Source organism: Stenotrophomonas sp. 05L414_2, from assembly GCF_056397905.1.
Map to the genome: position 1 here is coordinate 21,701 of NZ_JBFTOJ010000045.1, position 14,390 is coordinate 36,090.

Genomic DNA, 14,390 nt, shown 5'->3' on the forward strand with positions numbered 1-14,390 from the left:
TTTCACGCTATGCGGTGCCGGCGATCAGTTGCCGGTGCCGGTCAGGCCACGCTTTTCCAGCAGCGGTTCGATCTGCGGCTCGTGCCCGGCGAAATCGCGGAACAGCTGCATCGCATCCACGCTGCCACCCTTGGACAGCAGGGTGGCGCGGAAGTGGTCGCCGTTCTTGCGGCTCAGGCCGCCGTTGTCGCGGAACCACTTCTGGGTGTTGGCGTCGAGCACTTCCGACCAGATGTAGGCGTAGTAGCCGGCCGAGTAGCCGCCCATGATGTGGCTGAAATACGGGGTCCTGTAGCGCGGCGGAACCGGCGCATAGTAGATGCCGTCCTTCTCCAGCGCGGCGCGCTCGAAGGCCATCACGTCCTTGGCGGCCGGGACCTGGTCCGGGCCGATCTGGTGCCAGCGCTGGTCGAGCATGGCGGCGCCCAGGTACTCGGTGGTGGCAAAGCCCTGGTTGAACTTGGCCGCGGCCAGCACCTTGTCCAGCAGTGCCTGCGGCATTGCCGAGCCGTTCTGGTAGTGCTTGGCGTAGTTCTTCAGGATGGCCGGATTGTCGGCCCACATCTCGTTGACCTGCGAGGGGAACTCGACGAAGTCGCGCGGCACCGCGGTGCCCGAGAAGTACGGATACTTCACGTTCGAGAACATGCCGTGCAGGGCATGGCCGAACTCGTGGAAGGTGGTGCTCACTTCATCCCAGGTCAGCAGGGTCGGCTGGCCGGCCGGCGGCTTGGGAATGTTCAGGTGATTGGCCACCACCGGCTTGAAACCGGTCAGCTTGGACTGCGAGACGTACGAGTTCATCCACGCACCGCCGCGCTTGGAGGCGCGTGCGTACGGGTCGAAGATGAAGATCGCCAGCTGGCTGCCGTCGGCATCGAACACGTCATAGACGGTGACGTCATCGTGGTAGACCGGCAGGTCGGTGCGCTGCTTGAAGGTCAGGCCGAATTCCTGGTTGGCGGCGAAGAACACGCCGTTCTCCAGCACGTTCTTCATCTCGAAGTACGGCTTCAGSTGCGATTCGTCGAAGTTGTACTTGGCCTGGCGCACCTTCTCGCTGTAGAAGGCCCAGTCCCACGGCTCCAGCTTGAAGGTCGGCTTGCCGGCGGCCTTCTGTTCCTGGTCGATCATTGCCTGCAGGTCGGCGGCTTCGCGCTTGGCGTTGGCCACCGCTGCCGGGGCCAGCTTGCCGAGCATCGCATTGACCGCTTCAGGGGTCTTGGCGGTCTGGTTGGTCAGGTTGTAGGCGGCGAAGTTGGCAAAGCCCATCAGCTTGGCCTTGTCGGCGCGCAGCTGCATGATGCGCGCGACCAGCGCGGTGTTGTCGAACTCACCGCCGCGGCTGCCGCGGGTGGTGGACGCTTCGTAGATCTTCTGGCGCAGGGCACGGTTGGCCAGGTTGGTCAGCGGCGGCTGGCCGGTGGTGTTGAGCAGGGTGATCACGTACTTGCCGTCCAGGCCACGGGCCTTGGCGGCTTCGGCGGCAGCGGCGATCTGCTCCTTGGACAGGCCGTCCAGTTCCTTGACGTCGTTGACGGTGATCGCCGAAGCGTTCACTTCCGACTGCACGTTCTGGCTGAACTTGGTGCCGAGGTTGGCCAGCTCGGCGTTCATTTCCTTCAGCTTGGTCTTGTCGGCCTCGGACAGCTTGGCGCCGGCGCGCACGTAGTTGTCGTAGTACTTCTCGACCAGGCGCACGCCTTCAGCGTCCAGGCCCAGGGTGGTGCGGCTGTCATACAGCGCCTGGATGCGTGCGAACAGCTTGCCGTTCAGCGCGATCGCATCGCTGTGCGCGGCGAACTTCGCCGAATAGTCGGCCTGCAGCTTCTTGCGGGTGTCGTTGGTGTCGGCGCCGACCAGGCTGAAGAACACGGTGGTCGCGCGGTCCAGGGTGTCACCGCTCTTTTCCAGGGCGATGATGGTGTTGTCGAAGGTCGGCTTGGCCTTGGTGTTGGCGATCGCCTCCACTTCCTTCAGCTGCTGCGCCATGCCGGCGTCGAAGGCCGGGGCGAAGTCGCTGTCCTTGATCTTGTCGAACTGCGGGAAATGCAGCGGCAGCGGGCTGTCGGCGAAGAACGGATTGGCCTGCTGGGCATTGGCAGCGGCGGCCGGGGCGGCGGCGCTGGCCGAATAGGCGGGCAGGGCAAGGCCGAGGGTCATGGCCACGGCAAGGGCAAGGCGGGTGGTCAAGGTCGATACTCCGGTAAGGCAAACAAGGGCCCGAGGGTAACCCGGCCCGGCGCGCCCGCACTTGTGTCAAAAGGCATGTTGGCAAAGCCGCTCCGCAGCAGGGCCACCCCCTGGGCGGCTGCCCGGGTACCATGCAATCACCGCCCACGGCCATCCGCCATGACCACTGCCTACGATTTCAGCTTCCGCGACCTTGAAGGCCAGCCGCAGGCGTTGGCGCAGTACCAGGGCCGTCCGCTGCTGCTGGTCAACGTGGCCAGCCGCTGTGGCTTTACCCCGCAGTACACCGGGTTGGAACAGCTGTGGCAGGACTATCGTGATCGCGGCCTGGTGGTGATCGGATTTCCCTGCAACCAGTTCGGCGCGCAGGAGCCGGGCGATGCCGCGCAGATCCGCCAGTTCTGTTCGATCGATTACCCGGTCAGCTTCCCGCTGTCGCAGAAGATCGAGGTCAATGGCGAGGGTGCCGACCCGCTGTGGGCATGGCTGTCGCAGCAGAAGCGCGGGCTGCTGGGTATCGCCCGCATCAAGTGGAACTTCAGCAAGTTCCTGGTCGATCGCCAAGGCCAGGTGGTGGATCGCTATGCTCCGACCACCAAGCCGGAGCAGCTGCGCGGCGGCATCGAGGCGATGTTGTGACCGGTAGCGGGGGGGTCTGGAAGCCACGGCTGTCCAGCACGGTGCGCAGGTCGGCCAGCATCTGCGGGCTGCCGCAGATCATCGCGCGGTCGTTTTCCGGGTTCAGCTCGGGCAGGCCGAGCGTGCGCTGCATCTCGCCGCTTTCCATCAGCGAGGTCAGGCGGCCCTGGTTCGGGAACGGCTCGCGGGTCACCGCCGGGTAGTACAGCAGCTTGTCGCCGACCATTTCGCCCAGGAACTCATGCTCGCGCAGTTCCTTCTCGAAATAATCGCGATAGGCCAGGTCCTTCTCGTAGCGCACACCGTGGCACAGGATCACCTTGTCGAAGCGCTCGTAGGTCTCCGGGTCCTTGATCACCGACAGCCACGGTGCCAGGCCGGTGCCGGTGCCCAGCAGGTACAGGTGCTTGCCCGGGTGCAGGTCGCTGATCAGCAGGGTGCCGGTGGGCTTCCTGCCGACCAGTACCTTGTCGCCTGGCTTGATGTGCTGCAGGCGCGAGGTCAACGGACCGTCCTGCACCTTGATGCTGAAAAATTCCAGCTGTTCTTCCCAGTTGGCGCTGGCGATGGAGTACGCGCGCAGCAGCGGCCGCGCATCGGTCTCCAGGCCGATCATCACGAACTGGCCGTTCTCGAAGCGGAAACCGCTGTCACGGGTGAGGGTGAAGCTGAAGTAGGCGTCGGTCCAGTGGCGGACCTCAAGCACCGTTTCGGCGCCGAAAGCGGAGGACATGGGCGTATCTATCGGAAGTCGTCGGGACAATTCTATCTCAAATGAGACAGGTTCTCATTAGGCGGAACGAGAGGCGTTCTCAGCGATAACCGGCCGCCTGCAGTTCGAACAGTTCGGCATAGCGGCCGCCCTGTGCCATCAGCTGCTCGTGCGTGCCGCTGGCTTCGATCCGGCCATCGGCCAGCACCAGGATGCGGTCGGCCATGCGTACTGAAGAGAAGCGGTGGGAAATCAGCACTGCCGTACGATTATCCGCCAATTCCCTGAACCGCTGGAACACYTCGAACTCGGCGCGGGCGTCCAGTGCCGCGGTGGGCTCGTCCAGGATCATCACCTGTGCATCGCGCATCCACGCACGGGCAATGGCGATCTTCTGCCACTGCCCACCAGACAGGTCCACGCCCTGCTGGAAGCGGCGGCCGATCTGCTGGTCATAGCCGCCGGGCAGGGCAGCGATCACTTCCTCGGCCATGCCGCGGCGGGCGGCATCGGAGATCCGCGCGCGGTCGTCCATCGCTTCGACCTGGCCGACACCGATGTTCTCGCCGGCACTGAGGTTGTAGCGCACGAAATCCTGGAAGATCACGCCCAGATTGGCGCGCAGGTCGTCCAGGTCGTAGTCGCGCAGGTCGCGCCCATCCAGCAGGATGCGGCCTTCGTCCGGTTCGTACAGGCGTGCCAGCAGCTTGACCAGGGTGGTCTTGCCCGCGCCGTTCTCGCCGACCAGCGCCAGTACTTCGCCCGCGTGCAGGTGGAAATCCAGGTGGCGCACGGCCCATTGCTCGGCATCGGGGTAGCGGAAGCCCACGTCCTCGAACACGAAGCCCTCGCGGATCGGCTGCGGCACGCGCACCGCGTCCTGGCGCGAGTGGATTTCCGGTTCAATCTGGAAGAACGAATACAGGTCGTCCAGGTACAGCGCCTGGCTGGCCACCTGCGAGAACCCGATCAGCAGGCCTTCCAGCAACTGGCGCAGGCGCAGGAAGCTGCCGGCGAGAAAGGTCAGGTCACCGATCGAGAAATCGCCACGCACCGTGCGCCAGGCGATATACGCATACGCGGTGTAGTAGCCCAGCGTGCCCAGCGCGGCCAGTAGCGTGCCCCAGAACGCCCGCCGCCGGGCAAGCGCGCGGTTGGCCAGGAACAGTGCCGCCGACAGGCTGCGGTAGCGGTCGACCAGGAACCGGTGCAGGTTGAAGATCTTTACTTCCTTGGCCGTCTCCACGCTGGCACCGAGCTGGCGCAGGTAGTCCAGCTGGCGGCGCTCCGGCGTCCACAGGAAGTTGAGGCTGTAGCCGGCCGCATTGAAGTGCGACTCGCCGATGAAGGCCGGCACCAGCGCCAGCGCCAGCAGCAGGATCAGCCACGGTGCGTAGACCAGCAGGCCGACGGCCAGGCTGGCAACGGTGATCGCATCCTGCACCTGGCCGAACAGCTGGCTCATCAGGTTCATCCGGCCCATGGTCTGGCGCCGTGCGCGGTCCAGCTTGTCCTGCAGGTCCGGGTCCTCGAAATCCTCCAGGTCCAGGGTCGCCGCATGTTCCATCAGGCGCACGCTGGTGGCGTTGGCGAACAGCTCCGACAACAGCGCATCGGCGTAGCTGACCAGCCGACCGAGCAGGTCCGAGGCGATCGCCAGGCCGAATTCCAGTGCCAGCAGGCCGAGCAGTGGATTGAGCAGGCCGCTGGACAGTGCCTCGCCCATCGGCGGAAAACCGGCTCCGTGCTGGCTCAGGTGCAGGGCGGTATCGATGATCAGCTTGCCGACGTACAACATCGCCACCGGCAGCAGCGCACGGATCAGGCGCAGGCCGAGGCTGGCCAGGGTCAGTGCGCGGCTGGTCTGCCACACCTGGCGCAGGAACGGCGGCAGGTTGCGCATCGCCTTGAAGCGTTGGCGCAGGCTGGGTTTCTTGGCGGCAGCGGCAGGCATGGCACCATTGTGCGCTGTGGGGGCGTGAACGTCGCGATGCAGGGCATGCAGCGCTGAATGCAAGCGCAACAGGGATGCGGACGCTGGGGGTACCGCGTGAATTTGCAAGTTTTCCTATTAATCGCGTGAAGCGTGGCTTCTAGGGTCGAGAGCTTGTTCTTCGATCCTCACACCATGCAGAACCGTACCGTGTTTGCGCCCCCGTCCGCCCGTGGATGGGTGCCGTTGTACGTCGTAGTGCTTACCGTGGCCACGTTGCTGCCCACGCTGTGCAGTCTGCAGTGGCCGGCAACGTGGGATGGCCGCGTTTTCGTGTCACTTATGGCGATCTCGCACCTTGGGCTGGCGGCGCTGATGTGCTGTCTTCCGGGCTGGGCATGCCTGCAGCGGCGCACCCTGCGCCCAGTGGCGGTGCCACTCACGATGGCGTTGTCCAGCGCTTGGTTGTTGCTGGTATTGGTTGATTCGCGTGTGTACCAGCTGTTCGGGTTCCACTTGAACGGGTTGGTGCTGGTGCTGCTGGTGCAGGGTGGATTGTTGCAACAGCTCGGTCTGCCGGTGTCTGCCTGGCTTGCCATGGCAGTGGCCGTGACGGCCATCGTGGTGTCCCAGTGGGGAGCGGTGCGCCTGCTGCAATCATCATGGGTCCGGCGCTGGGCGTTACGCCCACGCTGGTTGCTGGGAATCTTGCCCATGCTCATTGTCAGTCAGGGCATGGCGATCTGGTACGACGCCAACCAGGGGGGGGCTGTGCTGGCTGCGGTGCAGGGGGTGCCATGGGTGCAAACCGCCACCGCGCGCCGGACGATGACGCAATGGGGGCTGGCCGGCCCGGCTTCGGCCGACGACCGCCTGCAGGCAGGTGCCGCAACCGCCTCGGCGCTGAACTACCCGCGCAAAACGTTGCACTGCCAGGCGCCGTCAGCGCCGAATGTAATGCTGCTGGTGGTCGACTCGCTACGCTTTGACATGCTTTCGCCGCAACAGATGCCCCACCTGTCGAGGTTTGCCGAGCAGGCCTGGCGTGCCGACCGGCACTACAGCACCGGAAACAACACCATGCATGGCATGTTCGGTCTGTTCTACGGCCTGCCAGCGCTTCACACCGATACGATGATTCACCATCGTCGCGGGCCCGTGCTGCTGGAGCAGCTTGCCCGCGCCAACTACCAGTTCCATCTGTATGGCGGTGCGTCGCTGCAGGGCGCGCGGCTGGATCGTGCGGTGTTCGTGCAGACGGATGCGCCGCTGCGCACGGCTCCGGACAATGCCCCGCAGGACCGCCGTGATCGACACGTCATCGAACAGCTGCGCGATGACCTGCGGGCGCACGATCCATCCCGCCCCTTCTTTGCCTTTGCGCTGCTGGACAGTGCTCACACGCCTTATGCCGTGCCGGATGCCGCTGAACGGCGATTCCTGCCGCAAGCGCGATCAGGCGACCATCTCAGGGTCGGGCGGCGCACCGCCCCCGGCCCTCTGTTCAACCGTTACCGCAATGCCGTGCTGAAAGCCGACGCTTTGCTGGGCGATGTACTGCTGACACTGGAACACACCGGTCTGGCGGACAACACGGTCGTCATCATCACCAGCGACCATGGTGAATCGTTCCACGATCTCGGCCAGAACGACTGGGGGCACAACAGCAATTTCAGTGATTACCAGACTCGGGTTCCGCTACTGATCCGCTGGCCCGGCCGGGCGCCGATGGTCGAACCTGCTGTGACCAGTCACATGGATCTGGCGCCCACGCTGATGCGGCATCTGCTGGGTTGCCCGGCGCCCTTCAGCGACTATTCGGCCGGCCTGGATCTTTTCGGGCCGCTGCCCGCGCAGCGGCCGTTGCTGGTGGAATCATGGACGTCGCGCAGCGTACGGCTTGGATCGATGGCGATACTGCTGCGCCCTTATGGCATCGAAGTGCGTGATGGCCAGTATCGACCTGTGCACGACGCTTCCCCCCTGCGCGGCGAGGTGAATGCCGCGATCATCGGCCAGATGCAGTTGCTGCAGTAGAGGCCAGCGCGGCCGGATCAAGGCCCTTCGCAGCGGAAGGGCCCGTTTGGGCGGGAAATCAGGGCAGCGGCGGCAACAGCCCGGCCCCCAGCCGGTTCCAGGCATTGATCACTGCAATGCCCATGCTCAGGTCACTGATGCCTTTCTCATCAAAGTGCGGTGCCAGCGCATCGAACGCCGCCTGCGACGGTGCGCCATCAGTCAACCGGGTCAGCGCCTCGGCCCAGCCCAGCGCCGCGCGCTCGCGGTCGTCGAAGAAGCGGCTTTCGTGCCAGGCGGGCAGCGTATCCAGCTTGCGCGGTTCGATGCCGCCCTTGCGCAGCGCGGTGCCGTGCATGTCCATGCAGTAGCCGCAGCCATTGAGCTGCGAAACGCGCAGGAATACCAGTTCCATCAACGTCGGATCGATCGAACTGTCATGCACTGCCTTGCTGGTGGCCAGCAGGCCCTTGAAGGCCTCGGCGGCCAGGCGGGTGTAGGGAACGCGGGGAGAGGCGTGGTCGGACATTTTCGGCTCCACGGCGGCCACGGTGGCCGCCTTTCACTACAAGGACGCCGGGGTATCGCGGCGCGTGACAACCGCAGGCAGTTTTTCTGGATTGAGCACGCTGTAGAGATTGGCGATGCGGCCATCGACCACCTCGATGGTGGTGATCGAGTGCAGGTGGTCGCCTTCGAAACGCAGGATCGCCGGTTCGCCATTGACGTAGCCGAGCTGTGCCGGATGCGCCGCGCCGCGACGGGCGATGGCCCAGTACAGGCGGCCGATACGCTCGGCACCCCGCAGTGGTCGCACCGCTGCGGTGACCACGCCACCGCCATCGGAAACCAGCAGTGCGTTGGCATGCAGCAGCGCCTGGATGGCCTCGCTGTCGCCACGCTGGGAAGCGTCCATGAAACGCGCCAGCAGCTGCCGGTGCTGGCTGGCATCGGCATTGAAGCGCGGCCGCCCAGACTGCAGGCGCTGCCGCGCCCGGTGCACCAGCTGGCGGCAATTGGCCTCGCTGTGGCCGATCAGCTCGGCAATCTCGCGGTAGTCGTGGTCGAAGGCTTCCTTCAGCAGGAAGGCGGCGCGCTCCTCCGGTCCGAGCTGTTCGAGCAGGGTCAGGAAGGCCACGGAGACGTCGTCGGCCAGCGCGTGCAGCTGCGCGGGGCCGGGCGCCGGGTCGGGTTCGAGGGTGATCGCCAGCGGTTCGGCCAGCCACGGCCCGACATAGTGGGTGCGTTCACGCTTGGCTGCCCGCAGCCGGTCCAGCCCCAGCCGGGTGGTGGTGGTCACCAGCCAGGCCTCGGGGTCGACGATGGCGGCCGAATCGCTGCCGGCCCAGCGCAGCCAGGCGTCCTGGACCACGTCCTCGGCGTCGCTGCGGCTGCCAAGAAGGCGGTAGGCCAGCGCCATCAGGCGTGGGCGGTGGGTCTGGAAGGCGGTTTCGGCGTTCATGTGGGCAAGGACGCGCCAGCGGGGCGCAGCGTGACAGAGGGCAGGGTCGGATCTTGCCGGCCAGCGGCCGGCACCACCACCCCACGGTCGAGGGAGGGGGTAAAATGGGCGGATTACCCCCGCCAGCCTTCAGCAAGCGAGCAATCCGTGACATCGATCAAGCAGGAAGACCTCATCCAGTCCGTCGCCGACGCGCTGCAGTACATCTCGTACTACCACCCGGTCGACTACATCAAGAACCTTGCCGCCGCCTATGAGCGCGAGGAGTCGCCGGCAGCGAAGGAGGCGATCGCGCAGATCCTGATCAACTCGCGGATGTGCGCCGAAGGCCATCGGCCGATCTGCCAGGACACCGGCATCGTCACCGTGTTCCTGGAAATCGGCATGGACGTGCGCTGGGATGACGCCACCATGGGCGTGGAGGACATGGCCAACGAAGGCATCCGCCGCGCCTACCTGTACCCGGACAACAAGCTGCGCGCTTCGGTGCTGGCCGATCCGGCCGGCAAGCGCATCAATACCAAGGACAACACCCCGGGCGTGGTCAACGTCAAGGTGGTGCCGGGCAACACCGTGGAGGTGATCGTTGCCGCCAAGGGCGGTGGCTCGGAAGCCAAGACCAAGTTCGCCATGCTCAACCCGTCCGACTCGATCGTCGACTGGGTGCTGAAGACCGTGCCGACCATGGGCGCGGGCTGGTGCCCGCCGGGCATGCTCGGCATCGGCATCGGCGGCACTGCCGAGAAGGCGATGCTGCTGGCCAAGGAAGCGCTGATGGAGCCGATCGACATCACCGAGCTGCAGGCCCGTGGTGCGTCCAACCGCATCGAGGAACTGCGTCTGGAGCTGTACGAGAAGGTCAACGCACTGGGTATCGGTGCGCAGGGCCTGGGTGGCCTGACCACCGTGCTCGACATCAAGATCAACGACTACCCGACCCACGCGGCCAACCTGCCGGTGGCGATGATCCCGAACTGCGCCGCCACCCGCCATGCGCACTTCACCCTGGATGGCAGCGGCCCGGTGATGCTGGACCCGCCGTCGCTGGAAGACTGGCCGAAGCTGACCTACGACGCGTCCAAGGGCACCCGCGTGGACCTGGACACGATCACCCCGGAAGACGTGGCCAGCTGGAAGCCGGGCCAGACCCTGCTGCTCAACGGCAAGCTGCTGACCGGCCGTGACGCCGCGCACAAGCGCATGGTCGACATGCTCAACAAGGGCGAGGAACTGCCGGTCGATCTGAAGGGGCGCTTCATCTACTACGTCGGCCCGGTCGATCCGGTGCGCGACGAAGTGGTAGGCCCGGCCGGTCCGACCACCGCCACCCGCATGGACAAGTTCACCGAGCAGGTGCTGGCACAGACCGGCCTGCTGGGCATGGTCGGCAAGGCCGAGCGCGGTCCGGCCGCGATCGAGGCCATCAAGAAGCACAAGTCGGCCTACCTGATGGCCGTCGGTGGTTCGGCCTATCTGGTGTCCAAGGCGATCAAGGCGGCCAAGGTCGTCGGCTTTGCGGACCTGGGCATGGAAGCGATCTACGAGTTCACCGTGGAAGACATGCCGGTGACCGTGGCCGTCGATTCCACCGGCGAGTCGGTGCACAAGACCGGCCCGCGCGAGTGGCAGGCCCGCATCGGCAAGATTCCTGTCGTGGTGGAGTGATCGGCGCGGCGTCGACCACGCCCGTCCGATTGCAGAACGGCGCCCGGGTGGCGCCGTTCTCCGTTTAACGACTGCAACCGTGCGGCTTTGCTAGGGTGTGCGCGTTGCCAGGCAAGGGAAGCTGTTTGTGCGTCAAGGAATACGCAATGTTTTCGCCGCAGCCGCCCTTGCCTTGATGGTGGGCTGCGCGCCGCAGTATTACGTCAAGCAACCCACCAGCGAGGCCGGCCGCGTGTGTGCAGCGGGGTGTACGCAGCGGCACATGCAGTGCGCGGATCAGGCACGTTCGATGGCCGAGATGGCGCAGCAGAGCTGTCAGTCGGACAAGGAGCGCGTCATCGACAGATGCAGTGACATCGCTGACGAGAAGATGCGGCATCGTTGCGAGGGCGCACGTGGCGCCGGCGCATACTGCGCCACCGCAGCCAACACGCGCGCCYGTGATGCGACCCGGGCGCAGTGTGTACTCGACTGCGGCGGATCGGTGAGCGAAACCCGTTCTTCTGGCAGTCTTCCGGTCTATTGAACAAGGAGCGTCCTGTGAACCTGTTGCGTAGCCTTTCCCTTGTCACCCTGCTGGTCATGGCCGGCTGCAGTACGTCATCTTCGTCGTATGGCGGTGGGGGCGGCTTCAGCGCCGGTGCCCAGTGCCAGATGCAGTGCCAGGCCAGCTATCGCAGCTGCATGGCCGAAGGCCAGGGGATCGGCAGCCGCCAGTCCAGCTGCGAGCAGCAGGTGGCACCGACGCCGGACCAGCGCTGCAAGGACATCGAGCATCCGGAACTGCGCCGTTCCTGCGAGTTGAAGGCGCACGACTGCACGCTGCGCGCACCGATGATGGGCTGCGGCGAGCGTCGTGATACCTGCATGAGCACCTGCGGCTGACCACGCCGGGGACAGCGCGCATAATCAGCCGTTCCCCGCCCAGGACAGGTCCTATGCGCACCACCTTGTATGGTTCCACCAGCACCGCCTCGCTGGTGGTGCATTGGCTGCTGATCGAGCTCGGCATCGAGCACGAACTGGTGCTGCTCGATTTCGAAACGCGCGAGCACAAATCAGCTGGCTACCTGGCGCTCAATCCGGCGGGCAGGGTGCCGACCCTGTTGATCGACGGCCATGTACTGACCGAGGCGGCCGCGATCGCGCTGTATCTGGCAGACCGTCATCCGCAGGCAGGGTTGTTGCCTGTCGTCGGCACGCCGGCACGCGGCGAGGCCTATCGCTGGATGTTCTGGTGCGCCAACACCGTGCAGCCGGCCTACCGCGCCTGGTTCTATCCGCATGAAGCAGCGGGTGGCGAGTGCATCGAGGCCGTGCGTACGATGGCACGGCAGCAGCTGGAGGCAGCGTGGCAGCACGTTGCCGCACACCTGCAGGACGGCGGTCCCTACCTGCTCGGCGATGCGCCGGGCGTGGTCGATTTCATGCTGGTGATGTTGATGCGCTGGTCACGCAACATGCCCACCCCCAGCGACCACTGGCCGGTATTGAAGGCGTATGCGGATCGCCTGAAGGCGCGCCCGGCGTTCGCCGAGGTCTATCGCCGCGAAGGCATCACCGACTGGCGGTAACCCGTTCTGTAGAGCCGAGCATGGCTCGGCTCTACCAAAGCGGGGCGGGTTACAGGATCTCCAGCACCGTTTCCGGGGGGCGGCACAGGCGGGTACCCTTCGCGGTGCGTACCACCGGGCGGTTGATCAGCCGTGGGTGGGTGGCCATCGCGGCCAGCAGGGCGTCGTCATCGCTTCCCTGCAGACCCAGTGCGGCAAACTCGGGTTCCTTGCTGCGCACCAGCCCGGTCGCGGCCAGGCCGGATTCGGCCAGTACCTGGCGCAGCGTGGCCACGTCGGGCGGGCTGCCGAGATAGTCGATCACCACCGGCTCGAAACCGGCGTCGCGGATCAGCTGGAGCGCCCCGCGCGAGTTGCTGCACGCGGGGTTGTGCCAGATCGTCACATCCATCAGAACCACTCCAGCAGGGACACGCCCACGCCGACGTAGGTCGCCTTGTGGTTGTAATCGATCAGGCTCTCGCCATAGCCGTCGAAGATCTGCACATGGCCACGCAGCAGGTTGCTGATCGGGAAGCCGTAGTCCAGCTGCAGCGCGCCGTGCGAGCGGTCACCGGTGCGCAGCGAATGACGTGCCATCAACGAGACCTCGTGACCCTTGTGGTTCCAGGTCAGGGTCGCGTCGCCGCGGCCCATGTAGTCCTCGATGTCCGGGTTGTTGTCGTCGCTGCGGGTCTCGGGAATGCGGTACCAGGGGCGCAGCACCAGTGCCCAGTTCTCGCGGTCGAGGCCGACGTTGAGGATCACCCGGTTCCAGCTGCGCGACAGCGGATCGGCACGGSCGTTGGACTGGTGGTTGAGGCTGATGCCGGTCATCCGCCCACGCCAGCCACCGATCGAGTAGCCGTTGCGGAACACCATCATCACTTCCGGCTCGTAGTTGGTCTCGCGGAACGGGCGCGAGTCCTCGCCGTTGTAGGCCTGCCAGCGCGAACTCTGGGTATAGCCCGCCCAGATATCGCCGTTGTCGCCGAACAGGTTCTCGGCGATCTTGGTCTTGAAGCTGATCTGGAACTTCAGCTCAGCGCTGTCCAGCACCTGCGGGGTGGTCACGCTGTTGGCCGGGTTCGGCGAGTGCGGCATGGTGTTGCGGTCGCTGGTCCAGAATGCCGGCAGCAGGTAGACAGGCTTGTACGCGCGCAGCTGGAACGGGCCCAGCTTGGAGTCCTCGGCCAGTTCCCAGCGGCTGTCCAGCAGCGAACCGCGGCCGGCATTGGCAAGTGCGCTGTCCGGCGCTTCGGACCGGAACAGATCGCTGACACGCTCGCGCAGCTTCTCCTCGCCCTGGCTCACCCGCGTGGTGTCGCGCTGCTCGCGACGTGCCTGTGCGGCGGCTTCGGCGGCCGCATCAGCTTCGGCGGTGGCCTGAGGCGTGCGCCCGAACTGGCGGTCGTAGCAGGCCAGACGGGCAGCATCGGTCGTGATGGCTGCGCAGGCGGCCGGCGAGGCCTCGGCGCTGGGCGCGAATTCCTGCGCTGCCAGTGGCGCGCTGGCCAGGGCCAACGCCAGCGGTGCAAGACGGGGAAACAACGGAGAGAGGGTCATTGCAGCAGGCCCTTCGGAATGAATGCGGAAAGAGGGACAGTGTGGCGGCTGCATCCGGTAACGGCCAGCCCCACGGGTTTATGCCCGGCGTGTGCGTGCGCGCTGCGTGAAGGAAGCATGCCTCACAGGAACCAGGCGAAGGCGAACAGGCCCAGCATCGCGATCACCAGCGCCAGCTTCAGCGCCAGGCCCAGCAGGATGCCCAGCCACGTGGCCAGCCCGACCTTGGTCGAGCGGCCGAGCTCGCGGGTATGCCAGTACTCGCCCAGCAGCGCGCCCAGCAACGGCCCGGCGAACAATCCGATCGGCATGAAGAACAGGCCGACGATGCTGCCGATGAAGGTGCCCCAGAGCGCTTTGCGGCTGGCGCCCACGCGCTTGGCGCCAACCACGGTCGCCAGCACGTCGACCAGCAGCGACAGCGCGGTCAGCACGCCGAGGATCAGCAGGGTGGGCCAGCCGACGTGGACGAAGCCGTCTGCCCAGGCCCCCAGCACCAGCCCGATGAAGACCAGCGGGATGCCCGGCAGGGCCGGCAGGACGATACCGGCGATGCCGATGAGGACAAAAATGACCGCTAGCAGATACAAGATGAATGAGAGGTCCATGCTGTCCAGTATGGTTGTCTTTTTGGGGTTGACAGTGAAAGGT

Annotated in this window: 13 protein-coding genes; 5 read left to right on the forward strand and 8 right to left on the reverse strand. The window is 65.7% G+C overall.

Annotated elements, in window-relative coordinates:
• Positions 1 to 24: 24 nt before the first annotated feature.
• Positions 25 to 2,193: a M3 family metallopeptidase gene (locus AC1DJN_RS08595; protein ID WP_478039083.1), complete on the reverse strand. Its 2,169-nt coding sequence runs from the start codon at positions 2,191 to 2,193 to the stop codon at positions 25 to 27.
• A gap of 159 nt (positions 2,194 to 2,352) precedes the next feature.
• On the opposite strand from AC1DJN_RS08595, the gene AC1DJN_RS08600 reads away from it, so the two are divergent.
• A complete protein-coding gene (locus AC1DJN_RS08600; RefSeq protein ID WP_313113949.1) occupies positions 2,353 to 2,832 on the forward strand; it encodes a glutathione peroxidase in 480 nt (159 codons plus the stop codon).
• On the opposite strand, the gene AC1DJN_RS08605 is transcribed toward AC1DJN_RS08600, so the two are convergent.
• Complete coding sequence (locus AC1DJN_RS08605; RefSeq protein WP_478039084.1) at positions 2,732 to 3,565, reverse strand: ferredoxin--NADP reductase; 834 nt, start codon at positions 3,563 to 3,565, stop codon at positions 2,732 to 2,734. The two genes, AC1DJN_RS08600 and AC1DJN_RS08605, sit on opposite strands and share 101 nt — an antisense overlap.
• Positions 3,566 to 3,644: 79 nt before the next feature.
• Positions 3,645 to 5,498, reverse strand: a complete 1,854-nt coding sequence (locus tag AC1DJN_RS08610) for an ABC transporter ATP-binding protein (protein WP_315828815.1) — start codon at positions 5,496 to 5,498, stop codon at positions 3,645 to 3,647.
• Between the two features lie 174 nt (positions 5,499 to 5,672).
• On the opposite strand from AC1DJN_RS08610, the gene AC1DJN_RS08615 reads away from it, so the two are divergent.
• Entirely contained in the window at positions 5,673 to 7,514 is a 1,842-nt protein-coding gene (locus AC1DJN_RS08615) for a sulfatase-like hydrolase/transferase (protein ID WP_313113956.1), read from the forward strand.
• A 58-nt stretch (positions 7,515 to 7,572) separates the two neighbouring features.
• Here AC1DJN_RS08615 and AC1DJN_RS08620 read toward each other — a convergent pair whose 3' ends face one another.
• On the reverse strand, positions 7,573 to 8,022 hold the full coding sequence (locus AC1DJN_RS08620) for a carboxymuconolactone decarboxylase family protein (protein ID WP_032978827.1): 450 nt from the start codon (positions 8,020 to 8,022) through the stop codon (positions 7,573 to 7,575).
• 36 nt (positions 8,023 to 8,058) lie between these two features.
• Positions 8,059 to 8,955 carry an RNA polymerase sigma-70 factor gene (locus AC1DJN_RS08625; RefSeq protein WP_032978828.1) on the reverse strand — a complete coding sequence of 299 codons (897 nt, stop codon included), beginning with the start codon at positions 8,953 to 8,955 and terminating at the stop codon, positions 8,059 to 8,061.
• A 147-nt stretch (positions 8,956 to 9,102) separates the two neighbouring features.
• Here AC1DJN_RS08625 and AC1DJN_RS08630 point away from each other — a divergent pair, with 147 nt between their 5' ends.
• The 3 genes from AC1DJN_RS08630 to AC1DJN_RS08640 all read left to right on the forward strand — a co-directional run bounded on the left by AC1DJN_RS08630 (position 9,103) and on the right by AC1DJN_RS08640 (position 12,194).
• Positions 9,103 to 10,620, forward strand: coding sequence for a fumarate hydratase (locus AC1DJN_RS08630; RefSeq protein ID WP_025876754.1), 1,518 nt, complete (start codon positions 9,103 to 9,105; stop codon positions 10,618 to 10,620).
• A gap of 582 nt (positions 10,621 to 11,202) precedes the next feature.
• The gene (locus AC1DJN_RS08635) at positions 11,203 to 11,505 is read left to right on the forward strand and encodes a hypothetical protein (RefSeq protein ID WP_080148872.1); all 303 of its coding nucleotides are present in this window, start codon (positions 11,203 to 11,205) and stop codon (positions 11,503 to 11,505) included.
• Between the two features lie 53 nt (positions 11,506 to 11,558).
• Positions 11,559 to 12,194, forward strand: a complete 636-nt coding sequence (locus tag AC1DJN_RS08640) for a glutathione S-transferase family protein (protein WP_032978831.1) — start codon at positions 11,559 to 11,561, stop codon at positions 12,192 to 12,194.
• A gap of 49 nt (positions 12,195 to 12,243) precedes the next feature.
• On the opposite strand, the gene arsC is transcribed toward AC1DJN_RS08640, so the two are convergent.
• From arsC to AC1DJN_RS08655, 3 genes are all read right to left on the reverse strand, one after another.
• Positions 12,244 to 12,585, reverse strand: coding sequence for an arsenate reductase (glutaredoxin) (gene arsC / locus AC1DJN_RS08645; protein ID WP_032978833.1), 342 nt, complete (start codon positions 12,583 to 12,585; stop codon positions 12,244 to 12,246).
• On the reverse strand, positions 12,585 to 13,739 hold the full coding sequence (locus AC1DJN_RS08650) for a phospholipase A (RefSeq protein WP_478039085.1): 1,155 nt from the start codon (positions 13,737 to 13,739) through the stop codon (positions 12,585 to 12,587). The genes arsC and AC1DJN_RS08650 overlap by 1 nt, the downstream gene beginning before the upstream one ends.
• A gap of 122 nt (positions 13,740 to 13,861) precedes the next feature.
• A complete protein-coding gene (locus AC1DJN_RS08655; RefSeq protein ID WP_032978837.1) occupies positions 13,862 to 14,347 on the reverse strand; it encodes a DUF456 domain-containing protein in 486 nt (161 codons plus the stop codon).
• Positions 14,348 to 14,390 lie beyond the last annotated feature (43 nt).

What these genes read in the sequence shown, in the direction of transcription:
- AC1DJN_RS08615 (WP_313113956.1), top strand. Translation starts at nt 5,673, where the DNA reads ATGCAGAACCGTACCGTGTTTGCGCCCCCGTCCGCCCGTGGATGGGTG.
- arsC (WP_032978833.1), bottom strand. Translation starts at nt 12,585, where the DNA reads ATGGATGTGACGATCTGGCACAACCCCGCGTGCAGCAACTCGCGCGGG.
- AC1DJN_RS08620 (WP_032978827.1), bottom strand. Translation starts at nt 8,022, where the DNA reads ATGTCCGACCACGCCTCTCCCCGCGTTCCCTACACCCGCCTGGCCGCC.
- AC1DJN_RS08600 (WP_313113949.1), top strand. Translation starts at nt 2,353, where the DNA reads ATGACCACTGCCTACGATTTCAGCTTCCGCGACCTTGAAGGCCAGCCG.
- AC1DJN_RS08605 (WP_478039084.1), bottom strand. Translation starts at nt 3,565, where the DNA reads ATGTCCTCCGCTTTCGGCGCCGAAACGGTGCTTGAGGTCCGCCACTGG.
- AC1DJN_RS08625 (WP_032978828.1), bottom strand. Translation starts at nt 8,955, where the DNA reads ATGAACGCCGAAACCGCCTTCCAGACCCACCGCCCACGCCTGATGGCG.
- AC1DJN_RS08635 (WP_080148872.1), top strand. Translation starts at nt 11,203, where the DNA reads ATGGCCGGCTGCAGTACGTCATCTTCGTCGTATGGCGGTGGGGGCGGC.
- AC1DJN_RS08640 (WP_032978831.1), top strand. Translation starts at nt 11,559, where the DNA reads ATGCGCACCACCTTGTATGGTTCCACCAGCACCGCCTCGCTGGTGGTG.
- AC1DJN_RS08655 (WP_032978837.1), bottom strand. Translation starts at nt 14,347, where the DNA reads ATGGACCTCTCATTCATCTTGTATCTGCTAGCGGTCATTTTTGTCCTC.